Origin of the sequence: Stenotrophomonas hibiscicola ATCC 19867, from assembly GCF_000382065.1 — a bacterium.
Classification (GTDB): domain Bacteria; phylum Pseudomonadota; class Gammaproteobacteria; order Xanthomonadales; family Xanthomonadaceae; genus Stenotrophomonas; species Stenotrophomonas hibiscicola.
The window spans coordinates 83,114-108,986 of record NZ_KB907506.1; the positions used below are offsets into that span (position 1 = coordinate 83,114).

Genomic DNA, 25,873 nt, shown 5'->3' on the forward strand with positions numbered 1-25,873 from the left:
CCATTGCCATTCCGACAGCTCGCGGAAAACTGTCGAAGGCGGGGTGGGTCCGGTTGCGGGAGTGTCCGCGGCATGGATGCCGCGGCCAAGCCCCCATGGATGGGTTTACGGCGTCTCCCGCAACCGGACCCACCCCGCCTACCCACGAGTAGCCAGCTTTTGCCGTTGCCGTTGATTCGGCAGGTGCAGGGCTGCAAGCCCTGCCGAACACCCCCTATCTGCGGGGTGCGAGCTGCTCGAGCATTTCCCAGGACTTCAGGCCGCGCGGCCCGAGGTGATGGGCCAGCACCCGCCGCATCGGCAGGCGCAGGCTGGCCAGGTCGGCGGCAGCGGGCTCTTCGTCGGCCGCCAACGCCAGCAGCGCCGAGCCAGTGGCCGCCGCCCGGCGCTCCCCGCCGCGCTCGCTCAGCAGTCGCTGCGCGCCTTCCTGAGGATCCAGTTCGTAGCGCGCCGCCGGGTCGATCGGCTGGCCATCGCTGGCGCTGTCCAGATCGAAACCCAGGCCCAGCGCGGACAGCAGCTCGCGTTCGAAGCGACGCAGGGTCCAGGCCAGGCCGGCGCCCACAGCCAGCCGCGCACGTGCCTCGCCGTAGGCCAGGTACAACCCGGGCAGCGGGTCCTGGCGCGGGGCCAGGCGCAGGGTCAGTTCACTCAGGTAGAAGCCGGCCAACATCGCCTGGCCGACCAGGCGTGGCGCGGCATCCAGCGCCTCGGCACCGCGCAGCTGGGCCAGTTCACCGCGCTGCTGGGCACTGAAGCGTATCCATTGCAATGGCTGCAGGGCAGCGCGCAGCACCTGGCCCTTGGCGGTTGACACACCACGCGCGAGCAGGCCGATACGGCCATGCTGCGCGCTCAGCACTTCGACCAGCAGGCTGGTCTCGCGGTAGGCCCGTGCATGCAGCACGAAGCCGGTGTCGTCCTCGATCAGCATCGAAGCGACCGCAACGACTTACTCGTAACCGAAGGCCTTCAGTGCGGCCTCGTCGTCGGACCAGCCTTCACGCACGCGCACCCAGGTCTCCAGGAACACCTTGGCCCCGAACAAACGTTCCATCTGCAGGCGGGACTTGGCGCCGATCTCCTTCAGCCGGGTGCCACCCTTGCCGATCACGATCGCCTTCTGGCCTTCACGTTCGACCCAGATAACCGCACCGATGCGCAGCAGGTTGCCATCTTCGGTGAAACGCTCGATTTCCACCGTGGTGGCATACGGCAGCTCCTCACCGAGCTGGCGCATCAGCTGCTCGCGCACCAGTTCACCGGCCAGGAAACGCTGGCTGCGGTCGGTGATCTCGTCCTCGCCGAACATTGGCGGGGCTTCCGGCAGCAGCTTCAGCACATCGCGCACCAGCGCTTCCAGGCCGTTGCGCTTCTGCGCGGAGATCGGATGCACGGCGGCGAAGTCGCGACCTTCGGTCACCTGCTGCAGGAACGGCAGCAGCGCGCCCTTCTCCTTCAGGCGATCGATCTTGTTGACCACCAGCACCACCGGAATGCCAGCGTCGCGCAGCACATTGAAAGCCAGGCTGTCCTCTTCATCCCAGCGGCCGGCTTCGATCACCAGCAGGCCGGCGTCGACGCCTTCCAGCGAGCCGCGCGCAGCGCGGTTCATCACCCGGTTCATCGCCCGCTTCTGCACCTTGTGCAGGCCGGGGGTGTCGACCAGCACCAGCTGTCCTTCCGGATAGGTGGCGATGCCCAGCAGGCGATGGCGCGTGGTCTGCGGGCGGTTGGAAACGATGCTGACCTTGGCGCCGACCAGGGCATTGGTCAGGGTCGATTTGCCCACGTTCGGGCGGCCGATGACGGCCACGCTGCCGCAATGATGGGAAGTTTGTTCGCTCACTTGGAATCCAGTTGTTCTAGGACGGCCGCAGCCGCCTGTTGTTCGGCAAGCCGCCGCGAGGCGCCTTCGCCCTCGGTGCTGGCGGCCGGGTCGGCTACGTTGCAGCGTACCCGGAAGTGCTTGGCGTGGTCGTCACCGGATTCTGACACCAGCTCGTACTGCGGCAACGCCTTCTGTCGGGCCTGCAGCCATTCCTGCAGGCGGGTCTTGGGATCCTTCTCAGGCCGGCCCGAGGCCGGCAGCGCCTCGATCGAAGCACTGAACCAGGGCAGCACCACTGCCCGGCAGGCCTCGAAGCCGGCATCCAGGTAGATCGCAGCCACCACGGCTTCCACCGCATCGGCCAGGATCGAGTCGCGGCGATGACCACCGGACTTCATTTCGCCCGGGCCCAAGGTCAGCCGCTCGCCCAGTTCCAGGCTGCGCCCGATCACCGCAAGCGCGCCTTCACGCACCAGCTCTGCGCGGGCACGGGTCATCGCCCCTTCGTCGGCCTTGGGCCAGCGCCGGTACAACGCCTCGGCCGCCATCATGTTGACGATGCTGTCGCCAAGGAACTCCAGCCGCTCATTGTGCGGCGCACCGGCACTGCGATGCGTCAGCGCCTGCTTGAGCAGCGCCGGGTCGCTGAAGGCATGACCGATCAGGTCGCCACGTTGGATGAATTTACTGGGCACCGCTTCGTGTCAGGTCCTGGGAAGAATCGAATTTGCCAACCACATCGAGGTTGCCGATCAGCTGACGGCGCACTTCGTAGTTGACCTTGAGGGTCCAGCCATTGTCGCGACGGTCGAACTTCACGTTGGCCGGCTTCACGTTGTCCGAGTAGTTGATGTACAGGCGCTTGAAGAACAGGTCCTGGATGCGCGCCGGCTCCATGCTGCCCACGCCCGGCTCGTTGGCCAGGCTCTTCATCGCCGAGCGCACAGCGTAGTACTCCTGATACATCGGGAACAGCTTCATGCCGATGTAGAGGAAGAAGCCCACCACGATCAGGACCGTCAGGAACGAGGTCAAGGTCATGCCACGCTGCGTGTTCATCGTCTTCATTGCGTTCTCCCCAGATACGCGTTGGATGTGAAGGTACTCAGTTGATGCTCGAGCCGATCCGCGACGGCTCGAAGCCATCCTTGCACAACCAGCCTTGGCAGTTCAGCCAGATCAGGAACGCCTTGCCGCGCAGGTTTTCTTCCGGCAGCAGGCCCCAGAACCGGCCATCATCGCTGTTGTCGCGGTTGTCGCCCATCACCAGGTACTTGCCCGCCGGCACGGTCCACTGGCCCTGGCCGCGCGGATAGTCGGTCTCCAGCACCGTGTGGGTGCGGCCCGGCAGGTGCTCGAGCAGCAGGTTGGCGCCCTCGCCCTGGCCCTTGTGGCCGGCGTAGATACCCTTGTTGTCATACTTCAGCGGCTCGCCGTTGAGGATCACGCCGTCGCCTTCAAAGACCACGGTGTCACCCGGCACGCCGATCACGCGCTTGATGAAGTTCTCGCCCTTGGCCGGATCGTTCTCGCCATGGCCGGGGAAGTGGAACACCACCACGTCACCACGCGACGGCTCGCCAAACGGCACTATCTTGGTGTTGCTGATCGGCAGGCGCAGGCCATAGGAGAACTTGTTGACCAGGATGAAATCGCCGATCAGCAGGTTCGGCATCATCGAACTGGATGGAATCTTGTACGGCTCCGCAATGAAGCTGCGCACGACCAGCACGATCGCCAGCACCGGGAAGAACGCACGCGAGTAATCCACCAGCACCGGCTCGGAATCGAGCAGGCCCGCGCGCTGGGCGCGACGCTTGGCGAGGTACAGCTTGTCCGCAAGCAGGATCAGGCCCGAGGCCAGGGTCAGCACGACCAGGAGGATCTCAAACAGTTTCATTCAGGGTCCTTTGCAACGTCACCAGACGACCGGCCCCGCAGGGCCGGTGCGGGCTTACTTGTTGTCCATCTGCAGCACGGCCAGGAACGCTTCCTGCGGGATCTCCACGCGGCCGACCTGCTTCATGCGCTTCTTGCCTTCCTTCTGCTTTTCCAGAAGCTTCTTCTTGCGCGAAACGTCGCCACCATAGCACTTGGCCAGCACGTTCTTGCGCATGGCCTTGACCGTGGTGCGGGCGATGATCTGCGAGCCAACGGCGGCCTGGATGGCCACGTCGAACATCTGGCGCGGGATCAGGTCCTTCATCTTTTCGCACAGCTCGCGGCCGCGGCGGTCGGCATGGCTGCGGTGCACGATCAGCGACAGGGCATCGACCTTGTCACCGTTGATCAGCACGTCCACGCGCACGAACGGGCCCGCGTCGAAGCGCACGAAGTGGTAGTCCAGCGAGGCATAGCCACGGCTGACCGACTTCAGCTTGTCGAAGAAGTCCAGCACCACCTCGGCCATCGGCAATTCATAGCTGATCTGCACCTGGCTGCCCAGGTAATTGATGCCGATCTGGCTGCCGCGCTTTTCTTCGCACAGCTTGATGATGTTGCCGATGTACTCCTCGGGAGTGAGCACGTTGGCACGGATGATCGGCTCGCGGATCTCCTCGACCTGGTTCACCGGCGGCAGCTTGGCCGGATTGTCCATGTTGATGATCGAGCCATCGGTCTTCAGGACCTCGTACACCACCGTCGGCGCGGTGCTGATCAGGTCCAGGTTGTATTCGCGCTCCAGGCGCTCCTGCACGATCTCCATGTGCAGCATGCCCAGGAAGCCGCAGCGGAAGCCGAAGCCCATCGCCTCGGAGCTTTCCGGCTCAAAACGCAGCGCGGCGTCGTTCAGGCGCAGCTTGTCCAGCGCTTCGCGCAGGTCCGGGTAGTCCTCGGCGTCGACCGGGAACAGGCCGGCGAACACGCGCGGCTGCATTTCCTGGAAGCCCGGCAGCGGCTTCGGGGCCGGGTCGCCGGCCAGGGTCAGCGTGTCGCCGACCGGCGCACCGTGCACGTCCTTGATGCTGGCGGTGACCCAACCCACTTCACCGGCCTTCAGCGCCGGCAGCACCTTGCGCTTCGGGGTGAACACGCCAACGTTGTCGACCTGGTGGTTGCGGCCGGTGGACATCACCTGCAGCTTGTCACCGGCCTTGATCTCGCCCTGCATCACGCGCACCAGCGACACCACGCCCAGGTAATTGTCGAACCACGAATCGATGATCAGCGCCTGCAGCTTGTCGGTGTCGCGCGGCGCCGGCGGCGGGATGCGGTGCACGATCGCTTCCAGCACATCCTGCACGTTCAAGCCGGTCTTGGCGCTGACCGGCACGGCGTCGGAGGCATCGATGCCGATCACGGCCTCGATCTCGGCCTTGGCGCGCTCGATGTCGGCGGTGGGCAGGTCGATCTTGTTGATCACCGGCACCACTTCCAGGCCCTGCTCCACGGCGGTGTAGCAGTTGGCCACCGACTGGGCTTCCACGCCCTGCGCCGCATCGACCACCAGCAGCGCGCCTTCGCAGGCGGCCAGCGAGCGGCTGACTTCATAGGAGAAGTCGACGTGGCCGGGGGTGTCGATGAAGTTCAGGTGGTAGGTCTGCCCGTCCTTGGCCAGGTAGGGCAGCGACACCGACTGCGCCTTGATCGTGATGCCTCGCTCGCGCTCGATCGGGTTGGAGTCGAGCACCTGCGCTTCCATCTCGCGGGCCTGCAGGCCACCACAGAGCTGGATGATGCGGTCGGCCAGCGTGGACTTGCCGTGGTCGACATGGGCGATGATGGAGAAGTTGCGGATGTTCCGCATCGAATCAGAAGACATAGGTGGCGGCGGCGCGCGGCGTCGTCAGGGTAACGGTCGATTATCGCATGCCCGGCGCCCGCCCGCGAAAACGGCCTCATCGAGCCGGGCCCGGAATGGCCGAAGCCCCGCCGGGGCGGGGCTTCGGGGGAACCACGTGGCCGCCGGGGCGGCCTTGCACCGGCCTTATTGGCCAGCCTTGACCGCTACGAACGCGCTGTTGCCGCTGCCGGTGCGCACCAGCAGCATCACCACGTCGCCCTTCTTGTAGCTGGACAGCGCACGGTTCAGCGCGTCCACGCTGCCGACCTGGGTGCTGGCTACCTGCAGGATCACCATGCCCGGAGACAGGCCCGCATCGCGCGCGCCCTGGCCCTTGACCCCGGTGATGCGCACGCCCTCGCCCGATTCCAGGCCCAGCTGCTTGCGCTGCGGCGCGGTCAGGTCACTGACGTCCAGCCCCAGCAGGGCGTTGGCGCCGGCCTGTGGAGCCGCATCGCTGTTGCCGGCAGCCGGGCCACGCGAACTGGCCTGCGCATCTTCGGTCAGTGCGGTCAGGGTGGCGCTGAGGTCGCGCGGCTTGCCATCGCGGATCACGCCCAGGGTGACCCGGCTGCCCGGTGCCATCGCGCCGATCAGCGGGGGCAGGTCGGACCAGCTGTTGACCGGCGCGCCGTTCACCGAACGGATCACATCGCCGATCTTCACCCCGGCCCGGGCTGCAGCCGAGTCCGGCACGATCTGGTTGACCAGGGCGCCGCGGCTGTCCGGCAGGCCCATCGCCTGCGCTTTCAGGCCGTCGATTTCCTGCACCACCGCGCCGAGCTGGCCACGGGTGACTTTGCCGGTCTTCTTGATCTGCTCGACCGCGCTCATCGCCAGGTCGATCGGGATCGCGAAGCTGATGCCCATGTAGCCGCCCGAAGCAGAGAAGATCTGCGAGTTGATGCCGACCACTTCGCCACGCGTGTTCAGCAGCGGGCCACCGGAGTTGCCCTGGTTGATCGCCACGTCGGTCTGGATGAAGGGCACGTAGCGCTGGTCCGGCCCGCCGGTGCTGCGGCCAAGGGCACTGACCACGCCGGCAGTGACCGAGTGATCGAGGCCGAACGGCGAGCCGATCGCGACCACCCATTGGCCCGGCTTGAGGGAGTTGGAGTCGCCAACGCGCACGGTCGGCAGGTTCTTGCCGTCGATCTTCAACAACGCGACGTCGTACTGCTGGTCGCTGCCCACCACTTTCGCGGTGAACTCACGGCGGTCGCCCAGCTTGACCTTCACCTCGCTGGCATCGGCCACCACGTGGTAGTTGGTCAGTACATAGCCATCGGGCGAGATGATGAAGCCCGAGCCCATGCCACGGCCCTTGATGCTGGGGCCGCCATCCGGCCCACCCGGCCCCTGCCCGGGCATCGGGAAGTCCGGGCCGAAGAAGCGGCGGAAGAACTCCGGCATGTCATCGTCGCCCATCGGGCCGCGGGCGACCTGGCGGTTGTTGCGGACGATGGTGGTGTCGACGTTGACCACGCCCGGGCCGACCTGTTCGACCAGATTGGTGAAGTCGGGCAGGCCGCTGACCAGCGGCTGCGCCGGTGCCCGCGCTGCTGCAGCTGGCGCAGGCTGGGTCTGCGCGGCAGGCGCGGGGGCCTGTGCGCAGGCCACCAGGGGAAGGGTCAGGGCCAGCAGACCCATGGCCTGCGTGCGGAGTCGGGGAGTCATCGGACGGCAACCTCCGGATCGGATGGAAAGAGGAATACGGACCCCGCCGGCGGCGGGGCGTGAAGGCGCCCGGCTCAGTCGCGCGGGCGCGGCGGCACCGGCAGGTCGTCCTGCAGGCGCGGCTCGAACGGATAGAACGCCGCGCCGCCGGCATGGGCCGGGAAGCTGGCATTGAGTGCGCCACCGGCAGCGGGCGCCAGGCTGGAGCGCGGCCACGGCCGGGCCTGCAGTCCGCCCACCTCGCCGAACGGCAGGTTGCGGCTGGCGTTGGCCGGCACGGTCGGGGTCAACGGCGCCGGCGCTGCGGCGACGGCCCGTTGCGGGGCCTCGTCGCGCTGGGCGGCACGCGCAGCCTGCTGGGTACGCGTGGCGCTGGCACGGCGGGCGTCCTGACGACGGCTGGAAGCGGCCATCGCCACAGCCGGCGCAGCAGCCACGGCCATCGCGGCCGTCTCCACCGAAGCCTCGGTCACCGGGGCCGGCGTGGTGGTCGCCGGCGCCAGCTCCGCCTGGCTGGCGATCACCTGCGGCGCCAGCGGTTCACCCGGCGTGGCCTCCTTCAGCTTCTCGCCGCCGATGAACAGCGCGACGGCGGCCACCGACGCGGCCAGGGCGGCGCCGCCGCCCCAGGCCCGCCAGCCACTGCGGCGTACCTGGCGCCGCGGCTCGACCTGCGGCGCCGGTTCGGCCGCGATGGCGGCGGCCACGGCCGCGCTGAAGCCGGCCGGCGCCAGCGCCGACGCCTGCCCGCGCATCACGTCGCCCAGCAGCTGCCAGCGTTCCTGGCATCCGGCCAGCTCGGGGTCGTGCTCCATCCGGCGCAGCAGGAAGCGCGCTTCGTCGGCGCCCAGCTCACCATCGACCAGGGCCGACAGCTGCTCGCGATGGCGCTGGTCCACGCGCTGTCCGGCGGGCGATTGGTGGTTCTGCGATTCGTTGAACGGTTTACTGGTCATACGCGGCTCTTCTCACGGGTGGCGCTGCCGATGTCCAGCAGCGGCCGGAGTTCGGTGTCGATCGCCTCGCGCGCCCGGAATATCCGTGAACGCACCGTGCCGATCGGGCACCCCATCTTCTGCGCGATATCCTCGTAGCTCAGGCCTTCCACCTCGCGCAGGGTGATTGCCGACCGGAGTTCTTCCGGCAGCGCGTTGACGGCCTTCATTACCGTCTGTTCCAGCTCCTGGCGCATCAACTCGCGTTCGGGCGTGTCGGTGTCGCGCAGGCGGGTACCGGTGTCGAACTGTTCGGCGTCGCCGATGTCGATGTCATCGGTCGGCGGCCGTCGATTGTGTGAAGCCAGGTAGTTTTTGGCGGTATTCACGGCGATTCGATGCAACCAGGTTGAGAACTGGGCGTCGCCACGGAAACTCCCGATCGCGCGGTAGGCGCGGATGAAAGTGTCCTGGGCGACGTCCTGACATTCGCTCCAGTCGGCGATGTAGCGACCGACCAGGGCCACCACCCGATGCTGGTACTTGCGCACCAGGACATCGAAGGCGGCACTCTCGCCGTGCTGCACGCGCCGGACCAGTTCCAGATCCAGCTCCTGTGGTGTATCAACCTCGGCCATGAGGGGCCGCACTCCTGTCAGCCCAACCGACGTCGGGCAATGAGACTGCCAATCCCGGGAAAAGTTCAGTCGCCGATCACCTGGCGCCGCACCAGCTTTTAACCACCGTTCCGTTAGCGTCCCGGTCCACGGCCATGGATCCGGGGGCGCCACTCCCCTGCTATTGGGATTTGACGCGGGGGAAACAACCTCTGGATCATAGCCGCTTCTCCATACACAACCGGATGGAACGTCCATGCTCTCAGGCTTCGATGGTCTCCGCTTCAGCCACTGGCACCCCGAGATCCGCGACGACGGCGTGGTGGTTCTCTCCCTGGATCGTCAGGACAGCAGCGTCAACGCCATGTCGCAGGACGTGCTGCTGGAGCTGGGCGACCTGCTTGAGCGCATCGCGCTGGATCCGCCCAAGGGCGTGGTGATCCAGTCGCTGAAGAAGGCCGGCTTCATTGCCGGTGCCGACCTGAAGGAGTTCCAGGAGTTCGACCGTCGCGGCACTGTCAACGACGCGATCCGGCGTGGCCAGGCCACCTACCAGAAGCTGGCCGAACTGCCCTGCCCGACCGTGGCGGCGATCCATGGCCACTGCCTGGGAGGCGGCACCGAACTGGCGCTGGCCTGCCGCTACCGCGTGGCCTCCAACGACAGCAGCACCCGCATCGGCCTGCCGGAAACCCAGCTGGGCATCTTCCCGGGCTGGGGCGGCAGCGCCCGCCTGCCGCAACTGGTGGGTGCACCGGCGGCGATGGACATGATGCTGACCGGCCGCACCCTGTCGGCGTCGGCCGCGCGGGGGATCGGCCTGGTCGACAAGGTGGTGGCGCCGGCGGTGGTGCTCGACACCGCCGTCGCGCTGGCGCTGTCCGGCACCAGCCGCCCGTTCAAGCAGCGCGCGATGGCATGGGCCACCAACACCTGGCTGGCACGCCGGCTGCTGGCGCCGCAGATGGTCAAGCAGGTCGCACGCAAGGCGAAGAAGGACCAGTACCCGGCGCCGTACGCGCTGATCAGCACCTGGCAACGCAGTGGCGGCAAGCCGATCCAGGCGCGTTTGGATGCCGAGCGGCGCGCCGTGGTGAAGCTGGCCAGTACACCGACCGCGCGCAACCTGATCCGTATCTTCTTCCTGACCGAGCGACTGAAGGGCCTGGGCGGTGGTGATTCCGGCATCCGTCACGTGCACGTGGTCGGCGCCGGCGTGATGGGCGGCGACATCGCCGCGTGGGCCGCCTACAAGGGCTTCGACGTGACCCTGCAGGACCGTGAGCAGCGCTTCATCGACCCGGCCATGGAACGCGCGCAGTCGCTGTTCGCCAAGAAGGTGCGCGACGAGAGCAAGCGCCCTGCCGTGGCCGCGCGCCTGCGTGCCGATCTGGAAGGCAACGGCGTGGCCGAAGCCGATCTGGTGATCGAGGCCATCATCGAGAACCCCGAGGCCAAGCGTGCGCTGTACCAGACGCTGGAACCGAAGATGAAGCAGGACGCGCTGCTGACCACCAACACTTCGTCGATCCCGCTGGTGGAACTGCGCGATCACATCCAGCGCCCGGCGCAGTTCGCCGGCCTGCACTATTTCAACCCGGTCGCGCAGATGCCGTTGGTGGAGATCATCCATCACGACGGCATGGCGCCGGAAACCGAACGCCGCCTGGCCGCGTTCTGCAAGGCACTGGGCAAGTTCCCGGTGCCGGTGGCCGGCAGCCCGGGCTTCCTGGTCAACCGCGTGCTGTTCCCTTACATGCTGGAAGCGGCCACCGCGTATGCCGAAGGCATTCCGGGCCCGGTGATCGACAAGGCCGCCGTGAAGTTCGGCATGCCGATGGGACCGATCGAACTGATCGACACCGTGGGGCTGGACGTGGCTGCGGGCGTGGGCCGCGAACTGGCGCCGTTCCTCGGCCTGCAGATTCCGGCGGCCCTGCAGACGGTGGAACAGGACAAGCGCGGCAAGAAGGATGGCCAAGGCATCTACACCTGGGAGAACGGCAAGCCGAAGAAGCCGGACGTGGCCAGCGATTACCAGGCCCCGGCCGATCTGGAGGACCGCCTGATCCTGCCGCTGTTGAACGAGGCGGTGGCGTGCCTGCACGAAGGTGTAGTGGCCGATGCGGACCTGTTGGATGCGGGCGTGATCTTCGGTACCGGTTTCGCGCCGTTCCGTGGCGGCCCGATCCAGCACATCCGTGCGGTGGGTGCCGATGCGATCGTCGAGCGGTTGAAGGCGCTGCAGCAGCGGCATGGCGACCGCTTCGCCCCGCGCCCTGGCTGGGACAATCCGGCCCTGCGCGAACCAGTGGTTTGAGTTGATCGGCCGGGCCTGCGGCCCGGCACCTGCAGAGGCAACCGCCGAAGCCAGAGCCGGAGCAACAGCCGGCTCTGGCTTTTCTGTTTGTTGGGTGGGGCGGTGTGGGCAGGCAGGACACGCCGTAAACCCCGCTCCGCGGTCCGGCCCAGCCGCTGGCGGCTGTGCGTTCGGGCGCTTGCAAAGCAGTGCTTCGCAAGCAAAGCGCCCTCACCCATGGGGGCTCGATGGCGCCATCCATGGCGCCAACGGTCCTGCCTGCCCACACCGCCCCACCCCTGACAGTTTCCCGGTGACGGTCGGTGAATCTCGATTCCGGTGTGGATCACTACGAACTGGTGGGTGGCTACCTGGGTCGCCACCAGGAGCGAAGCGACCGGCGTTTGATTTTGACTTTGATTTTCTTTTTTTTCTCCGTGGCTGGACAGCACACGGAAACTGTCAGAGGTCGGGCGGGTGGGTGGCGCAGGGGCGTGAGCCGCATGGATGCGGCGATCGAGCTTACATGGACGTACTTGCAGCGTCCCCTGCGCCACCCACCCGCCCGGCCACGCGCGGCTTCTGCTTTTGCTTCTGCCTTCAGCGACCAACCCCACAGCCACGAGGGGCTGCGCCGTTGGCTGGAACAACCTGTTACCCATACGGGGCATGTGCCCGTCACAGCTGCATGCGATGCTGACCACCTGATCCCTGCCAGCGAGAACGCCCGCATGACCACCATCATCGCCCCGCGCGTGCACGACATCGGCGGCCTCGAAGTCCGTCGCGCCGTCCCCACCCTGCAGGCGCGCAGCATCGGCTCGTTCGTGTTCGTCGACCAGATGGGCCCGGCACTCATGCACCCCGGCACCGCCATCGACGTGCGCCCGCATCCACATATCGGCCTGGCCACCGTGACCTACCTGTGGTCGGGCGCGATCGGCCACCGCGACACGCTGGGGTCGGACCAGGTGATCCGTCCCGGCGACGTCAACTGGATGACCGCTGGTCGCGGCATTGCCCATTCCGAGCGGACACCGCAACCGGACCGCGCCCACGACAACCCGATCCACGGCATGCAGACCTGGGTGGCGCTGCCGAAATCGCACGAGGAAATCGAACCGGCCTTCTACCACCATGCCGCGGCTACGCTGCCCGAGCAGCGCCGCAACGGTGCCTGGCTGCGGGTGATCGCCGGCCGCGCCTATGGCGAGGAATCGCCGGTGAAGGTGTTCGCCGATACCCTCAACGTGGCGATCGATCTCGACCCGGATGCGGAGATCGATATCGATGACGGCCACCGCGAGCGCGCGCTGTACATCCTCGAAGGCGACGCACAGCTGGATGGCGTGGACATCCCTGCACAGCATCTGGTGATTCCCGAGGCCGGCGCACGCGGCCGCCTGCGCGCGAAGACGCCGGTGAAGGCGATGCTGTTCGGTGGCGAGCCGCTGGATGGCCCGCGCCACCTGTGGTGGAACTTCGTATCCAGCTCGAAGGAGCGCATCGAGCAGGCCAAGCACGATTGGGAGGCCGGCCGATTCGGCACCATTCCGGGCGACGACAAGGAGTTCATTCCGCTGCCGCAGTATTGAACATCGCGTGTTGCACACATCCGAGGGTGTATCCCTGCACCCGGCGTTGACGCTACAGTCACCTGCTGATCACTGAAATGTGACATAAATCACACTTTCGCCCTCAAAGGAGTGCAACACATGAGCATGGGTAAACGCTTGTCCGCCGAATTCCTCGGCACGTTCTGGCTGGTGTTGGGCGGCTGTGGCAGCGCGGTGCTGGCCGCCAAGTTCGGTGGCGACGGCAATCCGCTGGGTATCGGGTTCCTCGGCGTCGCCCTGGCCTTTGGCCTGACCGTGGTGACCGGCGCCTATGCGTTCGGCCATATCTCCGGCGCGCACTTCAATCCGGCAGTCAGCGTCGGCCTGTGGGCCGGCGGCCGCTTCCCGACCAAGGACCTCGTGCCGTACATCATCGCCCAGGTGGCTGGCGGCCTGCTGGCCGGCTTCATCCTGCTGCAGATCGCGTCGGGGGCCAGCGGCTTCGCCATCGATGGCAGCCAGGCCGGTGCGTTCGCCAGCAATGGGTATGGCGCGCTGTCGCCTGGCGGTTACAGCGTGGCAGCGGCCTTCCTGTGCGAAGTGGTGCTGACCGCCGTGTTCCTGATCGTGATCATGGGCGCCACCCATGGCAAGGCGCCGACTGGCTTTGCGCCACTGGCGATCGGCCTGTCGCTGACCCTGATCCACCTGATCAGCATCCCGGTCACCAACACCTCGGTGAACCCGGCCCGTTCCACCGCCGTGGCCTTCTTCGCCGGCAGCGGCGCAGTAAGCCAGTTGTGGCTGTTCTGGGTCGCCCCGCTGCTGGGCGGCGCGATCGGCGGCATCATCTACAAGTGGATCGGCAACGACCGCTGAGGCCTGTGCGCACCATTGCGGCCGACCATCGGCCGCAATGGTTACGTCTGCAACTTCGATTTGTGCGATCGCTCACGTTCCGTTAAGGTTGAGTTGACCGTCCGTGCACACGCCGGGCGGGGCGGCATCCGGGGATGGGATGCCACAGCCGCCAGTCCATCTGGTGGAGCCACACGACCGACCACCTTGGGGGATGCATGAAGTTCGCGCCTGTAGTGTTGTCGAGCCTGCTGTTCGCCGCGGCCCAGGCTGCCGCGCAGGCTCCCGCGGAATGTCCTTCGTTGCCGGCCAGCAGTGGCCTGCAGTGGCAGCAGCAGGTGTTGGCCGACCTTCTGGTCTGCCGCGCCAGCACCGGGGATGGACGCGAGGTACTGAGCCTGATGCTCAGCGCGCGTGACCCTGATATTCCGTTGAACCGGGCACTGCGCCAGGAAAAAGGCAGCTTCGGCGGTGAACCGCTTTACTGGTACCAGCCCGATCTCGGTGGCCAGCAGCCGCCCGGCTATGCCGAGCGCCGCATCAGCGTGGTCAAGCTGGACAAGAAGCGCTACGCGCAGATTTCGCTGTACCCGGACAGCGCCCAGGAGCTGGGCTCGCTGCAGCAGTTGGCGCAGGGCATGAGCCTGACCCCGTCAGCCGTGGCCGCGGGGCGCTGAAGGTGACGGGGATGACTGCCTGGCAGCATCCCCGCAGGATCCGACTCGCGGGACGTCCGCCGGGCGTGGCCCGGCGGCGTTGCCGGCCCCTTTCGACGGGCCATGCCCGGCGCAATCCATCAGAACTTGCCTTCCTGGAAATCGACGAAGGCCTGCATCAGTTCCTGCCGCGTGTTCATCACGAAGGGGCCATGGCGCATCACCGGTTCGCGCAGCGGACGGCCGGCAACCAGGATCAACCGTGCGCCTTCACTGCCCGCCGAGAGGTGCAGTTGCTCGCCTCCGCCCAACACCGCCAGTTCCTGGCGTGCAACGTCGCGCGCAGCGTCCTGCTCGCCCACCGTCAGCCCGCCCTCGAACACGTAGGCAAAGGCGTTGTGCCCTTCCGGCAGCGTGTAGGTCCAGGCCCGATCAGGCGCCAAGGTGATGTCGAGGTAGAGCGGATCGGTGGCCGGTTGCACGATCGGACCCCGGGTGCCGTCCACGCTGCCGGCAATCACCTTCACTGTCACACCCGGCTCCGGCTGCACCACCGGAATCCGCTCGGGCGCGAATTCCTGGTACTTCGGGTCAGTCATCTTCTCCTTTGCCGGCAGGTTCACCCACAGCTGGAAGCCGCGCATCTGCCCGCTTTCCTGCTCGGGCATCTCCGAATGCACCAGGCCACGCCCAGCGGTCATCCACTGCACGCTGCCCGGGGTCAGCAGGCCTTCGTTGCCGTGGTTGTCGCGATGCCGCATGCGCCCGTCGAGCATGTAGGTGACGGTCTCGAAACCGCGGTGCGGATGTTCCGGGAAGCCGGCGATGTAATCCTCGGCGCGGTCGGTTCCGAATTCATCGAGCAGCAGGAACGGATCCAGATCGGGCAGCGTGGGGCCGCCGATGACGCGGGTCAGGCGCACGCCAGCACCGTCGGAGGTGGGCAGGCCACGGATGGTGCGCAGCACGCGGGCCGGTTCGGGAAGGCTCATGGCGACTCCTGTTGGATGGATGCCAGTGAAGATGGACGCCATACGGCCGTACGCCAATGGATGGCGCCGCAACCGATTGTTCCATCCCTGATGTTCGCTGCACGTCAGCACAACGAACGTACGACCAAAGTACTACCGCCGATTCGTCCTGCGCCAATTGACCCTGTCGAAGGCAAGCGGGACTCTTTGACTGTCTTTCCGGGAGAGAGCACCTCATGAAAGGGTTTTCAAAACTGGGCTGGGCGGTACTCGCCCTGCTCGGCGCATTCTGTCTGGGCACCGTGGCACTGCGCCGCGGCGAGCACATCAATGCGCTGTGGATCGTCGTCGCCGCGGTTTCGCTGTACCTGGTCGCCTACCGCTTCTACAGCCTGTTCATCGCCAACAAGGTGATGCAGCTGGATCCGACCCGGGCCACCCCGGCGGTGATCAACAACGATGGCCTGGACTACGTGCCGACCAACAAGCACGTGCTGTTCGGCCATCATTTCGCCGCCATCGCCGGCGCCGGTCCGCTGGTCGGCCCCGTCCTGGCCGCACAGATGGGCTACCTGCCCGGCCTGCTGTGGCTGGTGGTGGGCGTGGTGCTGGCCGGCGCGGTGCAGGACTTCATGGTCCTGTTCCTGTCCAGCCGTCGCAACGGCCGCTCGCTGGGTGACCTGGTGCGCGAGGAGATGGGCCAGGTACCCGGCACCATCGCCCTGTTCGGTGCGTTCCTGATCATGATCATCATCCTGGCGGTGCTGGCGATGGTGGTGGTCAAGGCGCTGGCCGAAAGCCCGTGGGGCATGTTCACGGTGATCGCGACGATGCCCATCGCGATCCTGATGGGCGTCTACATGCGCTATATCCGCCCTGGCAGGATCGGCGAGATCTCGGTGGTCGGCCTGATCCTGCTGCTGGCTGCGATCTGGTACGGCGGCAAGGTCGCCGCCGACCCGGTGTGGGGCCCGGCGTTCACCTTCACCGGCACCCAGATCACCTGGATGCTGATCGGCTACGGCTTCGTCGCCTCGGTGCTGCCGGTGTGGCTGCTGCTGGCCCCGCGCGACTACCTGTCGACCTTCCTCAAGATCGGTACCATCATCGCGCTGGCCGTCGGCATCCTCATCGTGATGCCGGAACTGAAGATGCCGGCGCTGACCCAGTTCGCCGCCAGCGGTGATGGCCCAGTGTGGAAGGGCGGCATGTTCCCGTTCCTGTTCATCACCATCGCCTGCGGCGCGGTCTCCGGTTTCCATGCGCTGATTTCGTCCGGCACCACGCCGAAGCTGCTGGCCAATGAAGCGCACATGCGCTACATCGGCTACGGCGGCATGCTGATGGAATCGTTCGTGGCGGTGATGGCGCTGGTGGCGGCCTCGATCATCGACCCGGGCATCTACTTCGCGATGAACAGCCCGGCCGCCGTGATCGGTGCCGATGCGGCCTCGGCGGCGCACTACATCACCAACACCTGGGGCTTCACCATCACGCCCGAACAACTGACCGCGACCGCGGCGGCGATCGGTGAACCGACCATCCTGCATCGCGCCGGTGGTGCGCCAACGCTGGCGGTGGGCATCGCGCAGATCCTGCACGAAGCGATTCCCAGTGGCAGCGACGCGATGATGGCGTTCTGGTACCACTTCGCGATCCTGTTCGAAGCCTTGTTCATCCTGACCGCGGTGGACGCCGGTACCCGCGCCGGGCGCTTCATGCTGCAGGACCTGCTGGGCAACTTCGTGCCGGCCCTGAAGAAGACCGAGTCGTGGACCGCCAACATCATCGGTACCGCCGGCTGCGTGGCGCTGTGGGGCTACCTGCTCTACACCGGCGTGGTCGATCCGTTCGGCGGCATCCAGACGCTGTGGCCGCTGTTCGGCATCTCCAACCAGATGCTGGCTGGCATCGCGCTGATGCTGGGCACGGTGGTGCTGTTCAAGATGAAGCGTGACCGCTATGCATGGGTCACTGCGGTACCGGCGGTGTGGCTGCTGATTTGCACCACCTATGCCGGCTTCATCAAGATCTTCGACAGCAACCCGGCACAGGGGTTCCTGGCCCAGGCACACAAGTTCCAGGCTGCCATTGCCAGCGACACCATCACCGCACCGGCCAAATCGGTGGCGCAGATGAAGCAGATCGTGGTCAACGCCTACGTCAACACCGGCCTGACCGCGCTGTTCCTGCTGGTGGTGGGCGCTGTGCTGGTGTATTCGATCAAGACCATCCTGGCGGCACGCCGCAATCCGCAGCGCAGCGACCGCGAGACCCCTTACGTGGCACTGAAGCCGCACGAAATGGTGGATCTGTGATGAGCACGCAACTGGTTCCCGCCGGCCAGTACCAGGCGCACCGCCGCATCTGGCGGCGCCTGGTGCAGACCGCACGTCTGTGCTGTGGCATTCCCGATTACGACAACTATGTCCGGCACATGCTGGAAAAGCACCCGGACCAGGAGCCAATGGACTACAAGACGTTCTTCCGCGAACGCCAGGAAGCGCGCTACGGTGGGCGCAATGGTGGCCGCTGCTGTTGAGGGTTGGGTGCCGGGCTTGCAGCCCGGCGCCCGCAGAGGCAACTGCAACGGCAACGGCGAAAGCGTCGGCTCTGGTTTTCCGTGAATTTGGCGGGGTGGTGTCGGATGGCGGGGACGCCGTAAACCCGTCCTTGGGGGCTTGGCCGCAGCATCCATGCCGCGGACACCCCGCCATCCGACACCACCCCACCTTCGACAGATTTCCGTTGACGGCAAGAAGCATCAGGGGGCAGATCCGTTTCCGCGGGGAAACGGATCTGTCCTTTCTTTGTTCATGGATACCCATGAAGTGCATCCACGCATGACGTGGATCTATCCGGTGGCAGGCAAAAAGAAAGCCGAGCGTGGGCTCGGCTCTGCACGGGGAAAGCGTGTCCACGGCAATTGCCGTGAACACGCAACATGATCGTCAGCTCAGGACTCAGGCGCCGGCCATCCACTTCAGGATCAGGCCGGTGACATACGCCAGCCCGGTGCCGGTGGCATAGCCGACCGTACCCAGCAGCACGCCCACCGGCGCCAGCGTCGGGTGGAACGCTGCTGCCACCACGGGAGCCGAAGCGGCTGCGCCGATGTTGCCCTGCGAACCAATGGCGAAGAAGAACAGCGGCGCGCGCAGCAGCTTGGCCACCACCCACAGCACCAGCACGTGGGTGGCCATCCAGATCGCACCGAGCAGGAACAGCCACGGCCTGTCCAGCAGCGACAGCAGGTTCATCTGCATGCCGATGCAGGCAATCAGGAAGTAAAGGAACACCGTGCCCAGCCGCGAAGCGCCTGCCGCTTCCAGCCGGCGCGCACGGGTGAAGCTCAGGCCCAGGCCCATCGCCGTGGACAGCAGGATCACCCACACGAACTGGCTGTCCAGGCTGAACTGGCTGGCCCAGCTGATATTGGCCTTGAACCAGCCCGACAGCGGCGCGGCGATGGCGTGGGCCAGGCCGACGCCACCCAGTGCCACGCCGACGATCACCATCAGGTCGGTCATGCTGGGGATGCGCGCGTTCTGTGCCTCGTAGGCGCTGATTCGTGCCTTCATCTCGTCGATGGCGCGGGTGTCGGCCCCGTTGCGGGTATCGATCTGCTGCGCGCGGTTGGCCAGGAACAGCAGGATCGCCATCCACAGGCTGGCACAGGCCACGTCGACCACGGCGAACTGGCCGAAGGTGGTGGCGTCGGTGCCGAACACCTCGCGCATGGCCACCATGTTGGCGCCGCCACCGATCCAGCTGCCGGCCAGCGCGGCCATGCCGGCCCAGGTATCACCGGCCACGGTTTCCGGGTGGATCAGCTTCATCAGCTGGAACGAGACGATTGCGCCGAGCATGATGCCAGCGGTACCGGCACAGAACACGAGCAACAGCTTCGGGCCGAGCTTGATGACGCCCTTCAGATCGATCGACAGGGTCAGCAGGACCAGTGCAGCCGGCAGCAGCACGTCACGCGCGACCGGGTTGTACAGCGAGGTGTTGTGGCCATCGATGACACCGGCGGTGTTGTAGATGGCGGGAATGAAGTAGCACAGCAGCAGCGCCGGCACCCAGGCGAAGATCTTCTTCAACAAGGGGGTCGGACCACTGGCAGCCCAGAAGATCAGGGCGAGGGTGGCGGCGATCAGGCCCAGTCCAACGATATCGTTGCTGATCAGGGCGGTAGCGGGTTCGGTCGGCATGGGATCCTCTGTCGATCGAAAGAGCGGAAAAAAAAGCGCCGCATAAAGCGGCGCAGTTCCAGATTAACACTGTCTTCACGCCGGGTCATGCCGCAGCGCGGAGCAGGTCGGCCGTTTGATCAGGCGGGGCGCGAAGCGCCAAAGTCCAAGGTGACGCGTGTCCCGCGCGGCTCGCAGGGCTGCAACTGCAGTGTCCAGCCCAGGTGTTCACACAGCCGCGCGATCAGGTCCAGGCCGATGCCGCTGCCACGGTCGGCACGCCCGCCGCGGGCCATGCGTGCATGGATCGCCGCGATCTCCTCCGGGCTCATGCCGTGCCCGGGGTCCTGCAGGGTCAGCACCGCCGACGGACTCAGCTGCAGTTCGATATGGCCGCGACCGCTGTTCTCGATGGCATTGCGCAGCAGGTTGCCGATCGCCGCCTGCACCACCGCCATCGGCGCGACGATATCCACCGGCGCGGCCTGGATACCGATGCTCAGGTCCTTGTCGCCGAGGAGGTGGCGATGGTCGTCGACGATCTCCGGCAGCAGCTGGTCCAGCGCGATGCGCTCGGCACGCGCCGCCAGGCGCGCCGGATCGCGCGCCAGCACCAGCAGCAGCTCGATCAACTGCTCCACGCTCTGCGCCGTGCGCAACACCCGCTGCATCTGCTGGCGGGCGCGCTCGGGCAGGCCCGGTTGCTCCAGTGCCAGTTCGGCGGCACCGGTCATCACGGCGATCGGCGTGCGCAGTTCGTGGCTGGCGGTGCTGATGAAGACCCGCTCACGCTCGACGAACTGCTCATTGCGGTCAAGGTAATCGTTCAGTGCATCGGCGATGGTATGCAGTTCGGAACTGCCGCGTGGATCGACCTCGATTCGCTGGCCCTGCACGCCCGGCCGCAACGCGGCGATGTGCTGTGCCAGCAGGCTCAGCGGGCGCACCATGCGTTCCATGCCGAACGACGCCATCAGTACGGTGACGAAGATCATGATCACCCCGGCCAGCATCACCCAGCGCGTGGCGAACTGTTCCAGGTCATGAAAATCGGAAATGTCCAGAACCAGCGCGACCCGGCCCATCGACTCGGTTTCGCGCACCATCACCGCCGTCTCACGGCCCTTGATCATTACGCCGTCATGCAGCCCCGGATGCAACGTACGCAGAGCGTCGGGCAGGTTGACCGCATCGAAGCGATACAGGCTGAGCGTGTCCGAATCCTGCCAGCGGTAATGCGGCTCATGCTCGACGTGCTCGACGATGCTGTCCAGTTCGGAGTTGAGCAGTGCGCGCCAGGCGGCGTGCTCGGCATGCTCGTGCACATAGTTGCCAACGCTGAACACCGCAAGTGAAAGCAGCGCCAGATAGCCCAGCAACCACCACACGACCCGACGGTACAACGGGCCCGGCTTACGCGCCTTCATCGTCATCCTTGCCGGCATCGCTGGTGGAACTCACCGCCAACCGGTAGCCCACCCGCGGCAGCGTGTGGATCAGTTTCTTGGCGAACGGGCCGTCGACGCTGCGACGCAACTCGTAGACGTGCGAGCGCAGCAGGTCACCATCCGGCGGCTCATCGCCCCACAGGGCGAACTCCAGCTGCTGTCGTGTCACCGCCCCCGGGCTGGCCCGCATCAGCACTTCCAGCAATTTGCGGCAGGCCGGGTACAGGTGCAGCAGCTGGCCCCCACGCTGGGCCTCCAGCGTTGCCAGATCCAGTACCAGGTCGCCCACCTGCAGGCGCTTGCGCGGGTTGCGGCCCTGCGCACGCAGCAACAGCGCCTCCAGCCGCACCTCCAGTTCTGGCAGCGCGAACGGCTTGGTCAGGTAGTCGTCGGCACCGGCGCGGAAGCCGGCAATCTTGTCCGGCAGCTCGTCACGCGCGGTCAGCATGATCACCGGCACTTCCGATGCTTGCTCGGCGCGCAGCCGGCGCAGCACCTCCGGGCCCTCCATGCGCGGCAGCATCCAGTCCAGGATCACGGCGTCGTAAGGGTGGCTGCCGGCCAGGTGCAGGCCGGTGATGCCATCCGGGGCCACGTCAAGCACATGCCCGCGCGACTCGAAATAGTCGAACAGGTTGGCTACCAGCTGGCGGTTGTCCTCGATCACCAACAGACGCATGCACGAAACACCCACGGAAGTTCGTACCATGGTAGCGCCGCGCATGTCGGAATGCGGTCGCCCCGGCCCCGCTCTGACGCTTTTCCCACCCCTGCCACCTCAGAATGGCCGTTTTGCTCCCGGAGCCTGCCGTGCCCGTAGCCCTGCCCCGCCGTTGGCGCCTGCCCCTGTTGTGGCTGTTGATCGTTGCTGCGCTGGCAGCGGGGATCGGCCTTCGGCAGCCGCAGCCGCCGGACGAGCCGCGCTTCGTGCTGGCGGCCCGGACCATGGTCGAAAGCGGGCAATGGCTGCTGCCGCACCGGGGCGTGGAGCTGTATGCGGAGAAGCCGCCGGTCTTCATGTGGCTGCAGGCGGCGGCCTACGAGATCGTCGGCAGCTGGCAGTGGTCGTTCCTGCTGCCGTCGCTGCTGGGCGCCCTGCTCAGCCTGTGGCTGGTGTCGGATCTGGCACGCCGGCTGTGGTCACCGCGGCATTCCCTGTATGCCTTGGCGGCGCTGTTCTGCACCCTGCAGTTCGGGCTGATGGCCAAGCGCGCGCAGATCGACATGGTGCTGGTGGGCATGACCACGGTGGCCCTGTGGGGCCTGATGCGCCATCTCTGCGAGCGCCGCAACCTGCCCGCACTGTGGCTGGCGGGTTTCGCGGCCGGCCTGGGGACAGTGACCAAGGGTGTGGGTTTCCTGCCGCTGTTGATGGTGCTGCCATGGTTCGGCTGGTGGCTGTACCAGCGTTGCCGCGGCCTCAGGGGGGATGGTCCGCACCCGGCAACGCTGCTGTGGCTGATCCCGGCCTTCCTGCTGGGCGTGTCGGTGTGGCTTGCGCCGCTGGGCTGGGCCCTGCTGCACACGCCCAGCGCCGAACTGCAGGCCTACGCGCATGAGCTGTTGTTCAAGCAGACCGGTACCCGCTATGCCAACGCCTGGCACCACCGCCAACCGGTCTGGTACTACCTGCAGGTGATCCTGACCCTGTGGCTGCCCGGCAGCCTGTTGCTGCCGATGCTGTTCAGACCCTGGTGGCGCCGCCTCCGCCGAGGCGACCGCCGGCAGTGGCTGCTGCTCGGCTGGGCCATTCTGGTGCTGGTGTTCTTCAGCGCCAGCCCGGGCAAGCGTGAGGTGTATGTGCTGCCGATGCTGCCGGCAATGGCACTGGCGGCGGCGCCACTGCTGCCGGGCCTGCTGCGCCGGCTGTGCGTGCGCCGCTACCTGTTCGGCTACAGCGTGGTGCTGATGCTGGCCACCGGCGTGCTCGGCGTCATGCTGTTGACCGAGCACCCTTGGGCCCTTGCGCAGCTTGAGCGCCGGGCAATGCCCGATACGCTGCTGCCGGTGCTGGGCGATGGCCTGCTGACCTTCGCCATCGCCCTGGCCACGCTGATCGTGTGGCTGCGGGTGCGCCGCGCCGCAACGCTGGTGCTGCTGACCCACGGCATGCTGTGGATGCTCTACGGCCTGGTGTTGATTCCGGCGCTGGATCCCTACGCTTCGGCGTCGGCGCTGATGCGCCGGGTCGGCGCACGGATCGGGCCGGACGCCGAACTGGCGCTGGTCGCCTGGCGCGAGCAGAACCTGCTGCAGGCCGACCGCGCGGTGCGTGAGTTCGGCTTCAAGCGGCCCTGGGCCGAGCAATGGCACGATGCCGGCCCCTGGCTCGCCGAAGCGCCGGACAAGCGCTGGCTGCTGGTGCTGGACGATGCAATGAGTCCCTGCGTGGACCCGGCCAAAGTGATCGACATCGGCATGGCCAACAGGAATCGTTGGCAACTGCTTCCCGGTACGGCCTGGGACCCGCAATGCCACGCCGAACGGGCCGGCTCGACCGCCGAAGAAGACTGAACGTTGACTCGTGCCGGGGAATCATTAACCCGGTGCGAACGGGCGTCCGACCCTTCTCCGACATGCAGGTGACGAGCATGACTGCGGATTCCCAAACCGCCCTCCCCCAGCATGCCCGTCCGTCCCCTTGATTCGGTAGCGCCGCTTGCGACACCACTGGCGTCTCGATTTGCCGTAACTCACCTCTGGCTGCCTGTCGCAATCGGTCTGCCATTGTTTACGCTGCTGATGGACTTCGGCGGTGATCAATGGGTGGCCGATCACCTGTTCCGTCTTGAAGGCAGCCACTGGGCGCTGCAGGACGCCTGGATCACCCGCAGCGTCGTGCACAAGGCCGGCAAATGGTTGAGCACGGCGGCGGCGCTGGTCGTGATCCTGCTGTGCTTCCACCACTGGCGTAAGGGTCGCGATCGCACCCTGCAATGGGCGCTGCTTTATGTCGTGATTGCCATGGCACTGGGCACCGGCGCGATCTCCCTGCTGAAGTCGCTGGTGCCGATGGAATGCCCGTGGGACCTGCTGCGCTACGGTGGCCACCAGCCTTTCATCGGGCTTTTCACGGCGCGCCCCGCTGGCATGGCCGCGCAGGCCTGCTTCCCGGCCGGTCACGCCAGTGCTGGCTACGCCTGGCTGTGTCTGTACTATTTCGCCCTGCTATGGCGCCCGTCGTGGCGCTGGACCGGGTTGTGGATCGGCCTCGGCGCCGGCCTGGTGTTCGGCATCAGCCAGCAGCTGCGCGGTGCACATTTCCTTTCGCATGACGTTGCCACTGCATTGATCTGCTGGTTGCTTTCGCTGGGCCTGTATCTCATCGTCAAGCGCGTCCTGACACACCGTCAACCGAACCATGCCAACCGCCAGGAGGCAAACGCATGAGCGCATCGGTCCAACGGCCCGCCCGCCTCCCCGCCCTTGCGGGTCTACGCCACTGGCGGCCGCAGCTGTCCACCGAAGCGCTGATCGCGCTGACCAGCCTGTTCTTCGCGGTGGCCGGCAATGGCCTGTTCTGGCACAGCGCGATGGCCAGCCATCCGGGCAGCCTGCGCTACGCGCTGTCGCTGCTGCTGTTGCTGCTGGGTGCGCACGGCGTGCTGCTCGGCATCCTGGTCTGGCGCTGGAATGCCAAGGTGGTGATCAGCCTGCTGCTGCTGGTGACCGCGTTCGCCGCGCACTACATGGGCCGCTACCACATCTACCTGGATGCGGACATGCTGCGCAACGTGCTGGCGACCGACCCCAAGGAAAGCCGCGAGCTGATGACCGTGTCGCTGCTGTGGCCGGTACTGCTGCTGGCGGTGCTGCCGATGCTGGTGCTGTGGCGCGTGCAGCTGCGCCGCCGCAGCTGGGGCCGCAGCCTGATGTCGCGGCTGGGCTTCCTGGCGGTGGCCGCAGTGACCGCCATCGGCGGTGCCCTGATCTCGTTCCAGGATGTCTCGGCACTGATGCGCAACCAGCGTGAAGTGCGCTATCTCGCGACACCGGCCAATGTCCTGTTGGGCATGCCGCGTGCATTGCGTGGCGACAATCCGGTGCAGCGCGCGCCGAAGCTGCCGATCGGTACCGATGCCAAGGCCACCCCGCGCGCGCCGGCCAGCAAGCCGCGCCTGCTGGTGATCGTCATGGGCGAGACCGTGCGTGCGCAGAACTGGGGGCTCAACGGTGGCCGCAACACCACCCCGGAACTGGCGCAGGCCAGCGTGATCAATTTCCCGGACATGCACTCGTGCGGCACCAGCACCGAGGTTTCGCTACCGTGCCTGTTCTCGCCATGGGGTCGTCACGACTACGACGAAAAGAAGATCCGTGCGCACCAGTCGCTGCTGCACGTCCTGGACCGCGCCGGCATCGTGCCGTTGTGGCGTGACAACCAGTCCGGCTGCAAGGGCGTGTGCGAAGGCCTGGACTTCCAGTCGCTGTCCGATGCCACCACGCCGGGCCTGTGCGCCGATGGCCGCTGCATGGATGAGATCCTGCTGCAGGACCTGGCCACCCAGGTGCGGGCCAGGCCCGGCGACCGGGTGGTGGTGCTGCACCAGCTGGGCAACCATGGCCCTGCGTACTTCGAGCGTTATCCGGCCGCCTTTGCTCGCTTCAAGCCAACCTGCGACACCCGTGACATCGGCCGCTGCTCGCGCGAAGAGATCACCAACAGCTACGACAATGCCGTGCTGTACACCGATCACTTCCTGAGCAAGACCATCGGCACGCTGCAGGGCATGCAGGACTACGACACGGCGATGATCTACCTGTCCGACCATGGCGAGTCGCTGGGCGAAAAAGGCCTGTTCCTGCACGGCGTGCCCTACGCCATCGCCCCGGCCGAGCAGACCCGGGTACCGATGACGATGTGGTTCTCGCCGGGCTTCGCGAGCAGCCGCGGGTTGGACCTGCAATGCGTGCGCAAGCGCTCGACGGCATATACCGACCATGACAACCTGTTCCCGTCGGTGCTGGGCCTGATGCAGGTGAAGACGGCGCTGTACGAGCGCGATCGCGACGTGTTCGCCAACTGCGAGAGTTGAGGGTTTGTCGGC

Annotated in this window: 22 protein-coding genes; 9 read left to right on the forward strand and 13 right to left on the reverse strand. The window is 66.5% G+C overall.

Going from position 1 to position 25,873, the window contains the following annotated elements:
- Nucleotides 1-214 precede the first annotated feature (214 nt).
- The 9 genes from recO to rpoE form a co-directional block, all read right to left on the reverse strand.
- A complete protein-coding gene (gene recO, locus G370_RS0119955; protein WP_019662165.1) occupies nucleotides 215-934 on the reverse strand; it encodes a DNA repair protein RecO in 720 nt (239 codons plus the stop codon).
- Between the two features lie 18 nt (nucleotides 935-952).
- Nucleotides 953-1,849, reverse strand: coding sequence for a GTPase Era (gene era, locus G370_RS0119960; RefSeq protein WP_019662166.1), 897 nt, complete (start codon nucleotides 1,847-1,849; stop codon nucleotides 953-955).
- Nucleotides 1,846-2,526 carry a ribonuclease III gene (rnc, locus tag G370_RS0119965; RefSeq protein WP_019662167.1) on the reverse strand — a complete coding sequence of 227 codons (681 nt, stop codon included), beginning with the start codon at nucleotides 2,524-2,526 and terminating at the stop codon, nucleotides 1,846-1,848. The genes era and rnc overlap by 4 nt, the downstream gene beginning before the upstream one ends.
- Entirely contained in the window at nucleotides 2,516-2,899 is a 384-nt protein-coding gene (locus G370_RS0119970) for a DUF4845 domain-containing protein (RefSeq protein WP_010482821.1), read from the reverse strand. Before G370_RS0119970 ends, rnc begins: the two co-directional genes overlap by 11 nt.
- Nucleotides 2,900-2,936: 37 nt before the next feature.
- Nucleotides 2,937-3,731 carry a signal peptidase I gene (gene lepB, locus G370_RS0119975; RefSeq protein ID WP_019662168.1) on the reverse strand — a complete coding sequence of 265 codons (795 nt, stop codon included), beginning with the start codon at nucleotides 3,729-3,731 and terminating at the stop codon, nucleotides 2,937-2,939.
- Between the two features lie 54 nt (nucleotides 3,732-3,785).
- A complete protein-coding gene (gene lepA / locus G370_RS0119980) occupies nucleotides 3,786-5,579 on the reverse strand; it encodes a translation elongation factor 4 (protein ID WP_019662169.1) in 1,794 nt (597 codons plus the stop codon).
- Between the two features lie 180 nt (nucleotides 5,580-5,759).
- The gene (locus G370_RS0119985) at nucleotides 5,760-7,292 is read right to left on the reverse strand and encodes a DegQ family serine endoprotease (protein ID WP_019662170.1); all 1,533 of its coding nucleotides are present in this window, start codon (nucleotides 7,290-7,292) and stop codon (nucleotides 5,760-5,762) included.
- A gap of 74 nt (nucleotides 7,293-7,366) precedes the next feature.
- Nucleotides 7,367-8,248, reverse strand: coding sequence for a sigma-E factor negative regulatory protein (locus G370_RS0119990; protein ID WP_019662171.1), 882 nt, complete (start codon nucleotides 8,246-8,248; stop codon nucleotides 7,367-7,369).
- Nucleotides 8,245-8,865, reverse strand: a complete 621-nt coding sequence (gene rpoE / locus G370_RS0119995) for an RNA polymerase sigma factor RpoE (protein ID WP_019662172.1) — start codon at nucleotides 8,863-8,865, stop codon at nucleotides 8,245-8,247. Before rpoE ends, G370_RS0119990 begins: the two co-directional genes overlap by 4 nt.
- Before the next feature lie 235 nt (nucleotides 8,866-9,100).
- Here rpoE and G370_RS0120000 point away from each other — a divergent pair, with 235 nt between their 5' ends.
- The 4 genes from G370_RS0120000 (at nucleotide 9,101) to G370_RS0120015 (ending at nucleotide 14,234) form a co-directional block, all read left to right on the forward strand.
- Nucleotides 9,101-11,164 (forward strand): 3-hydroxyacyl-CoA dehydrogenase NAD-binding domain-containing protein, encoded by a 2,064-nt coding sequence (locus tag G370_RS0120000; protein WP_019662173.1) that lies wholly within the window; start codon nucleotides 9,101-9,103, stop codon nucleotides 11,162-11,164.
- Nucleotides 11,165-11,874: 710 nt separating this feature from the next.
- Nucleotides 11,875-12,738 carry a pirin family protein gene (locus G370_RS0120005; RefSeq protein ID WP_021203180.1) on the forward strand — a complete coding sequence of 288 codons (864 nt, stop codon included), beginning with the start codon at nucleotides 11,875-11,877 and terminating at the stop codon, nucleotides 12,736-12,738.
- A gap of 120 nt (nucleotides 12,739-12,858) precedes the next feature.
- Complete coding sequence (gene aqpZ / locus G370_RS0120010) at nucleotides 12,859-13,578, forward strand: aquaporin Z (protein ID WP_019662175.1); 720 nt, start codon at nucleotides 12,859-12,861, stop codon at nucleotides 13,576-13,578.
- A 197-nt stretch (nucleotides 13,579-13,775) separates the two neighbouring features.
- Complete coding sequence (locus tag G370_RS0120015) at nucleotides 13,776-14,234, forward strand: hypothetical protein (RefSeq protein ID WP_019662176.1); 459 nt, start codon at nucleotides 13,776-13,778, stop codon at nucleotides 14,232-14,234.
- A gap of 119 nt (nucleotides 14,235-14,353) precedes the next feature.
- On the opposite strand, the gene G370_RS0120020 is transcribed toward G370_RS0120015, so the two are convergent.
- Nucleotides 14,354-15,205, reverse strand: coding sequence for a pirin family protein (locus tag G370_RS0120020; protein WP_019662177.1), 852 nt, complete (start codon nucleotides 15,203-15,205; stop codon nucleotides 14,354-14,356).
- A gap of 215 nt (nucleotides 15,206-15,420) precedes the next feature.
- On the opposite strand from G370_RS0120020, the gene G370_RS0120025 reads away from it, so the two are divergent.
- Together G370_RS0120025 and G370_RS0120030 are read left to right on the forward strand one after the other, a co-directional pair.
- A complete protein-coding gene (locus tag G370_RS0120025; protein ID WP_019662178.1) occupies nucleotides 15,421-17,502 on the forward strand; it encodes a carbon starvation CstA family protein in 2,082 nt (693 codons plus the stop codon).
- Nucleotides 17,502-17,726 carry a YbdD/YjiX family protein gene (locus tag G370_RS0120030; RefSeq protein WP_005410613.1) on the forward strand — a complete coding sequence of 75 codons (225 nt, stop codon included), beginning with the start codon at nucleotides 17,502-17,504 and terminating at the stop codon, nucleotides 17,724-17,726. Before G370_RS0120025 ends, G370_RS0120030 begins: the two co-directional genes overlap by 1 nt.
- A 421-nt stretch (nucleotides 17,727-18,147) precedes the next feature.
- Here G370_RS0120030 and G370_RS0120035 read toward each other — a convergent pair whose 3' ends face one another.
- The 3 genes from G370_RS0120035 to G370_RS0120045 form a co-directional block, all read right to left on the reverse strand.
- Nucleotides 18,148-19,398 carry a DUF819 family protein gene (locus G370_RS0120035; protein WP_019662179.1) on the reverse strand — a complete coding sequence of 417 codons (1,251 nt, stop codon included), beginning with the start codon at nucleotides 19,396-19,398 and terminating at the stop codon, nucleotides 18,148-18,150.
- Nucleotides 19,399-19,517: 119 nt separating this feature from the next.
- On the reverse strand, nucleotides 19,518-20,804 hold the full coding sequence (locus tag G370_RS0120040; protein ID WP_019662180.1) for a sensor histidine kinase: 1,287 nt from the start codon (nucleotides 20,802-20,804) through the stop codon (nucleotides 19,518-19,520).
- Complete coding sequence (locus G370_RS0120045) at nucleotides 20,791-21,504, reverse strand: response regulator transcription factor (RefSeq protein WP_019662181.1); 714 nt, start codon at nucleotides 21,502-21,504, stop codon at nucleotides 20,791-20,793. The genes G370_RS0120040 and G370_RS0120045 overlap by 14 nt, the downstream gene beginning before the upstream one ends.
- Nucleotides 21,505-21,608: 104 nt before the next feature.
- On the opposite strand from G370_RS0120045, the gene G370_RS0120050 reads away from it, so the two are divergent.
- The 3 genes from G370_RS0120050 to G370_RS0120060 all read left to right on the forward strand — a co-directional run bounded on the left by G370_RS0120050 (nucleotide 21,609) and on the right by G370_RS0120060 (nucleotide 25,861).
- The gene (locus G370_RS0120050; RefSeq protein WP_032955550.1) at nucleotides 21,609-23,339 is read left to right on the forward strand and encodes an ArnT family glycosyltransferase; all 1,731 of its coding nucleotides are present in this window, start codon (nucleotides 21,609-21,611) and stop codon (nucleotides 23,337-23,339) included.
- A 111-nt stretch (nucleotides 23,340-23,450) separates the two neighbouring features.
- Nucleotides 23,451-24,215 carry a phosphatase PAP2 family protein gene (locus G370_RS0120055; RefSeq protein WP_019662183.1) on the forward strand — a complete coding sequence of 255 codons (765 nt, stop codon included), beginning with the start codon at nucleotides 23,451-23,453 and terminating at the stop codon, nucleotides 24,213-24,215.
- Nucleotides 24,212-25,861, forward strand: coding sequence for a phosphoethanolamine transferase (locus G370_RS0120060; protein ID WP_019662184.1), 1,650 nt, complete (start codon nucleotides 24,212-24,214; stop codon nucleotides 25,859-25,861). Before G370_RS0120055 ends, G370_RS0120060 begins: the two co-directional genes overlap by 4 nt.
- Nucleotides 25,862-25,873: the final 12 nt, after the last annotated feature.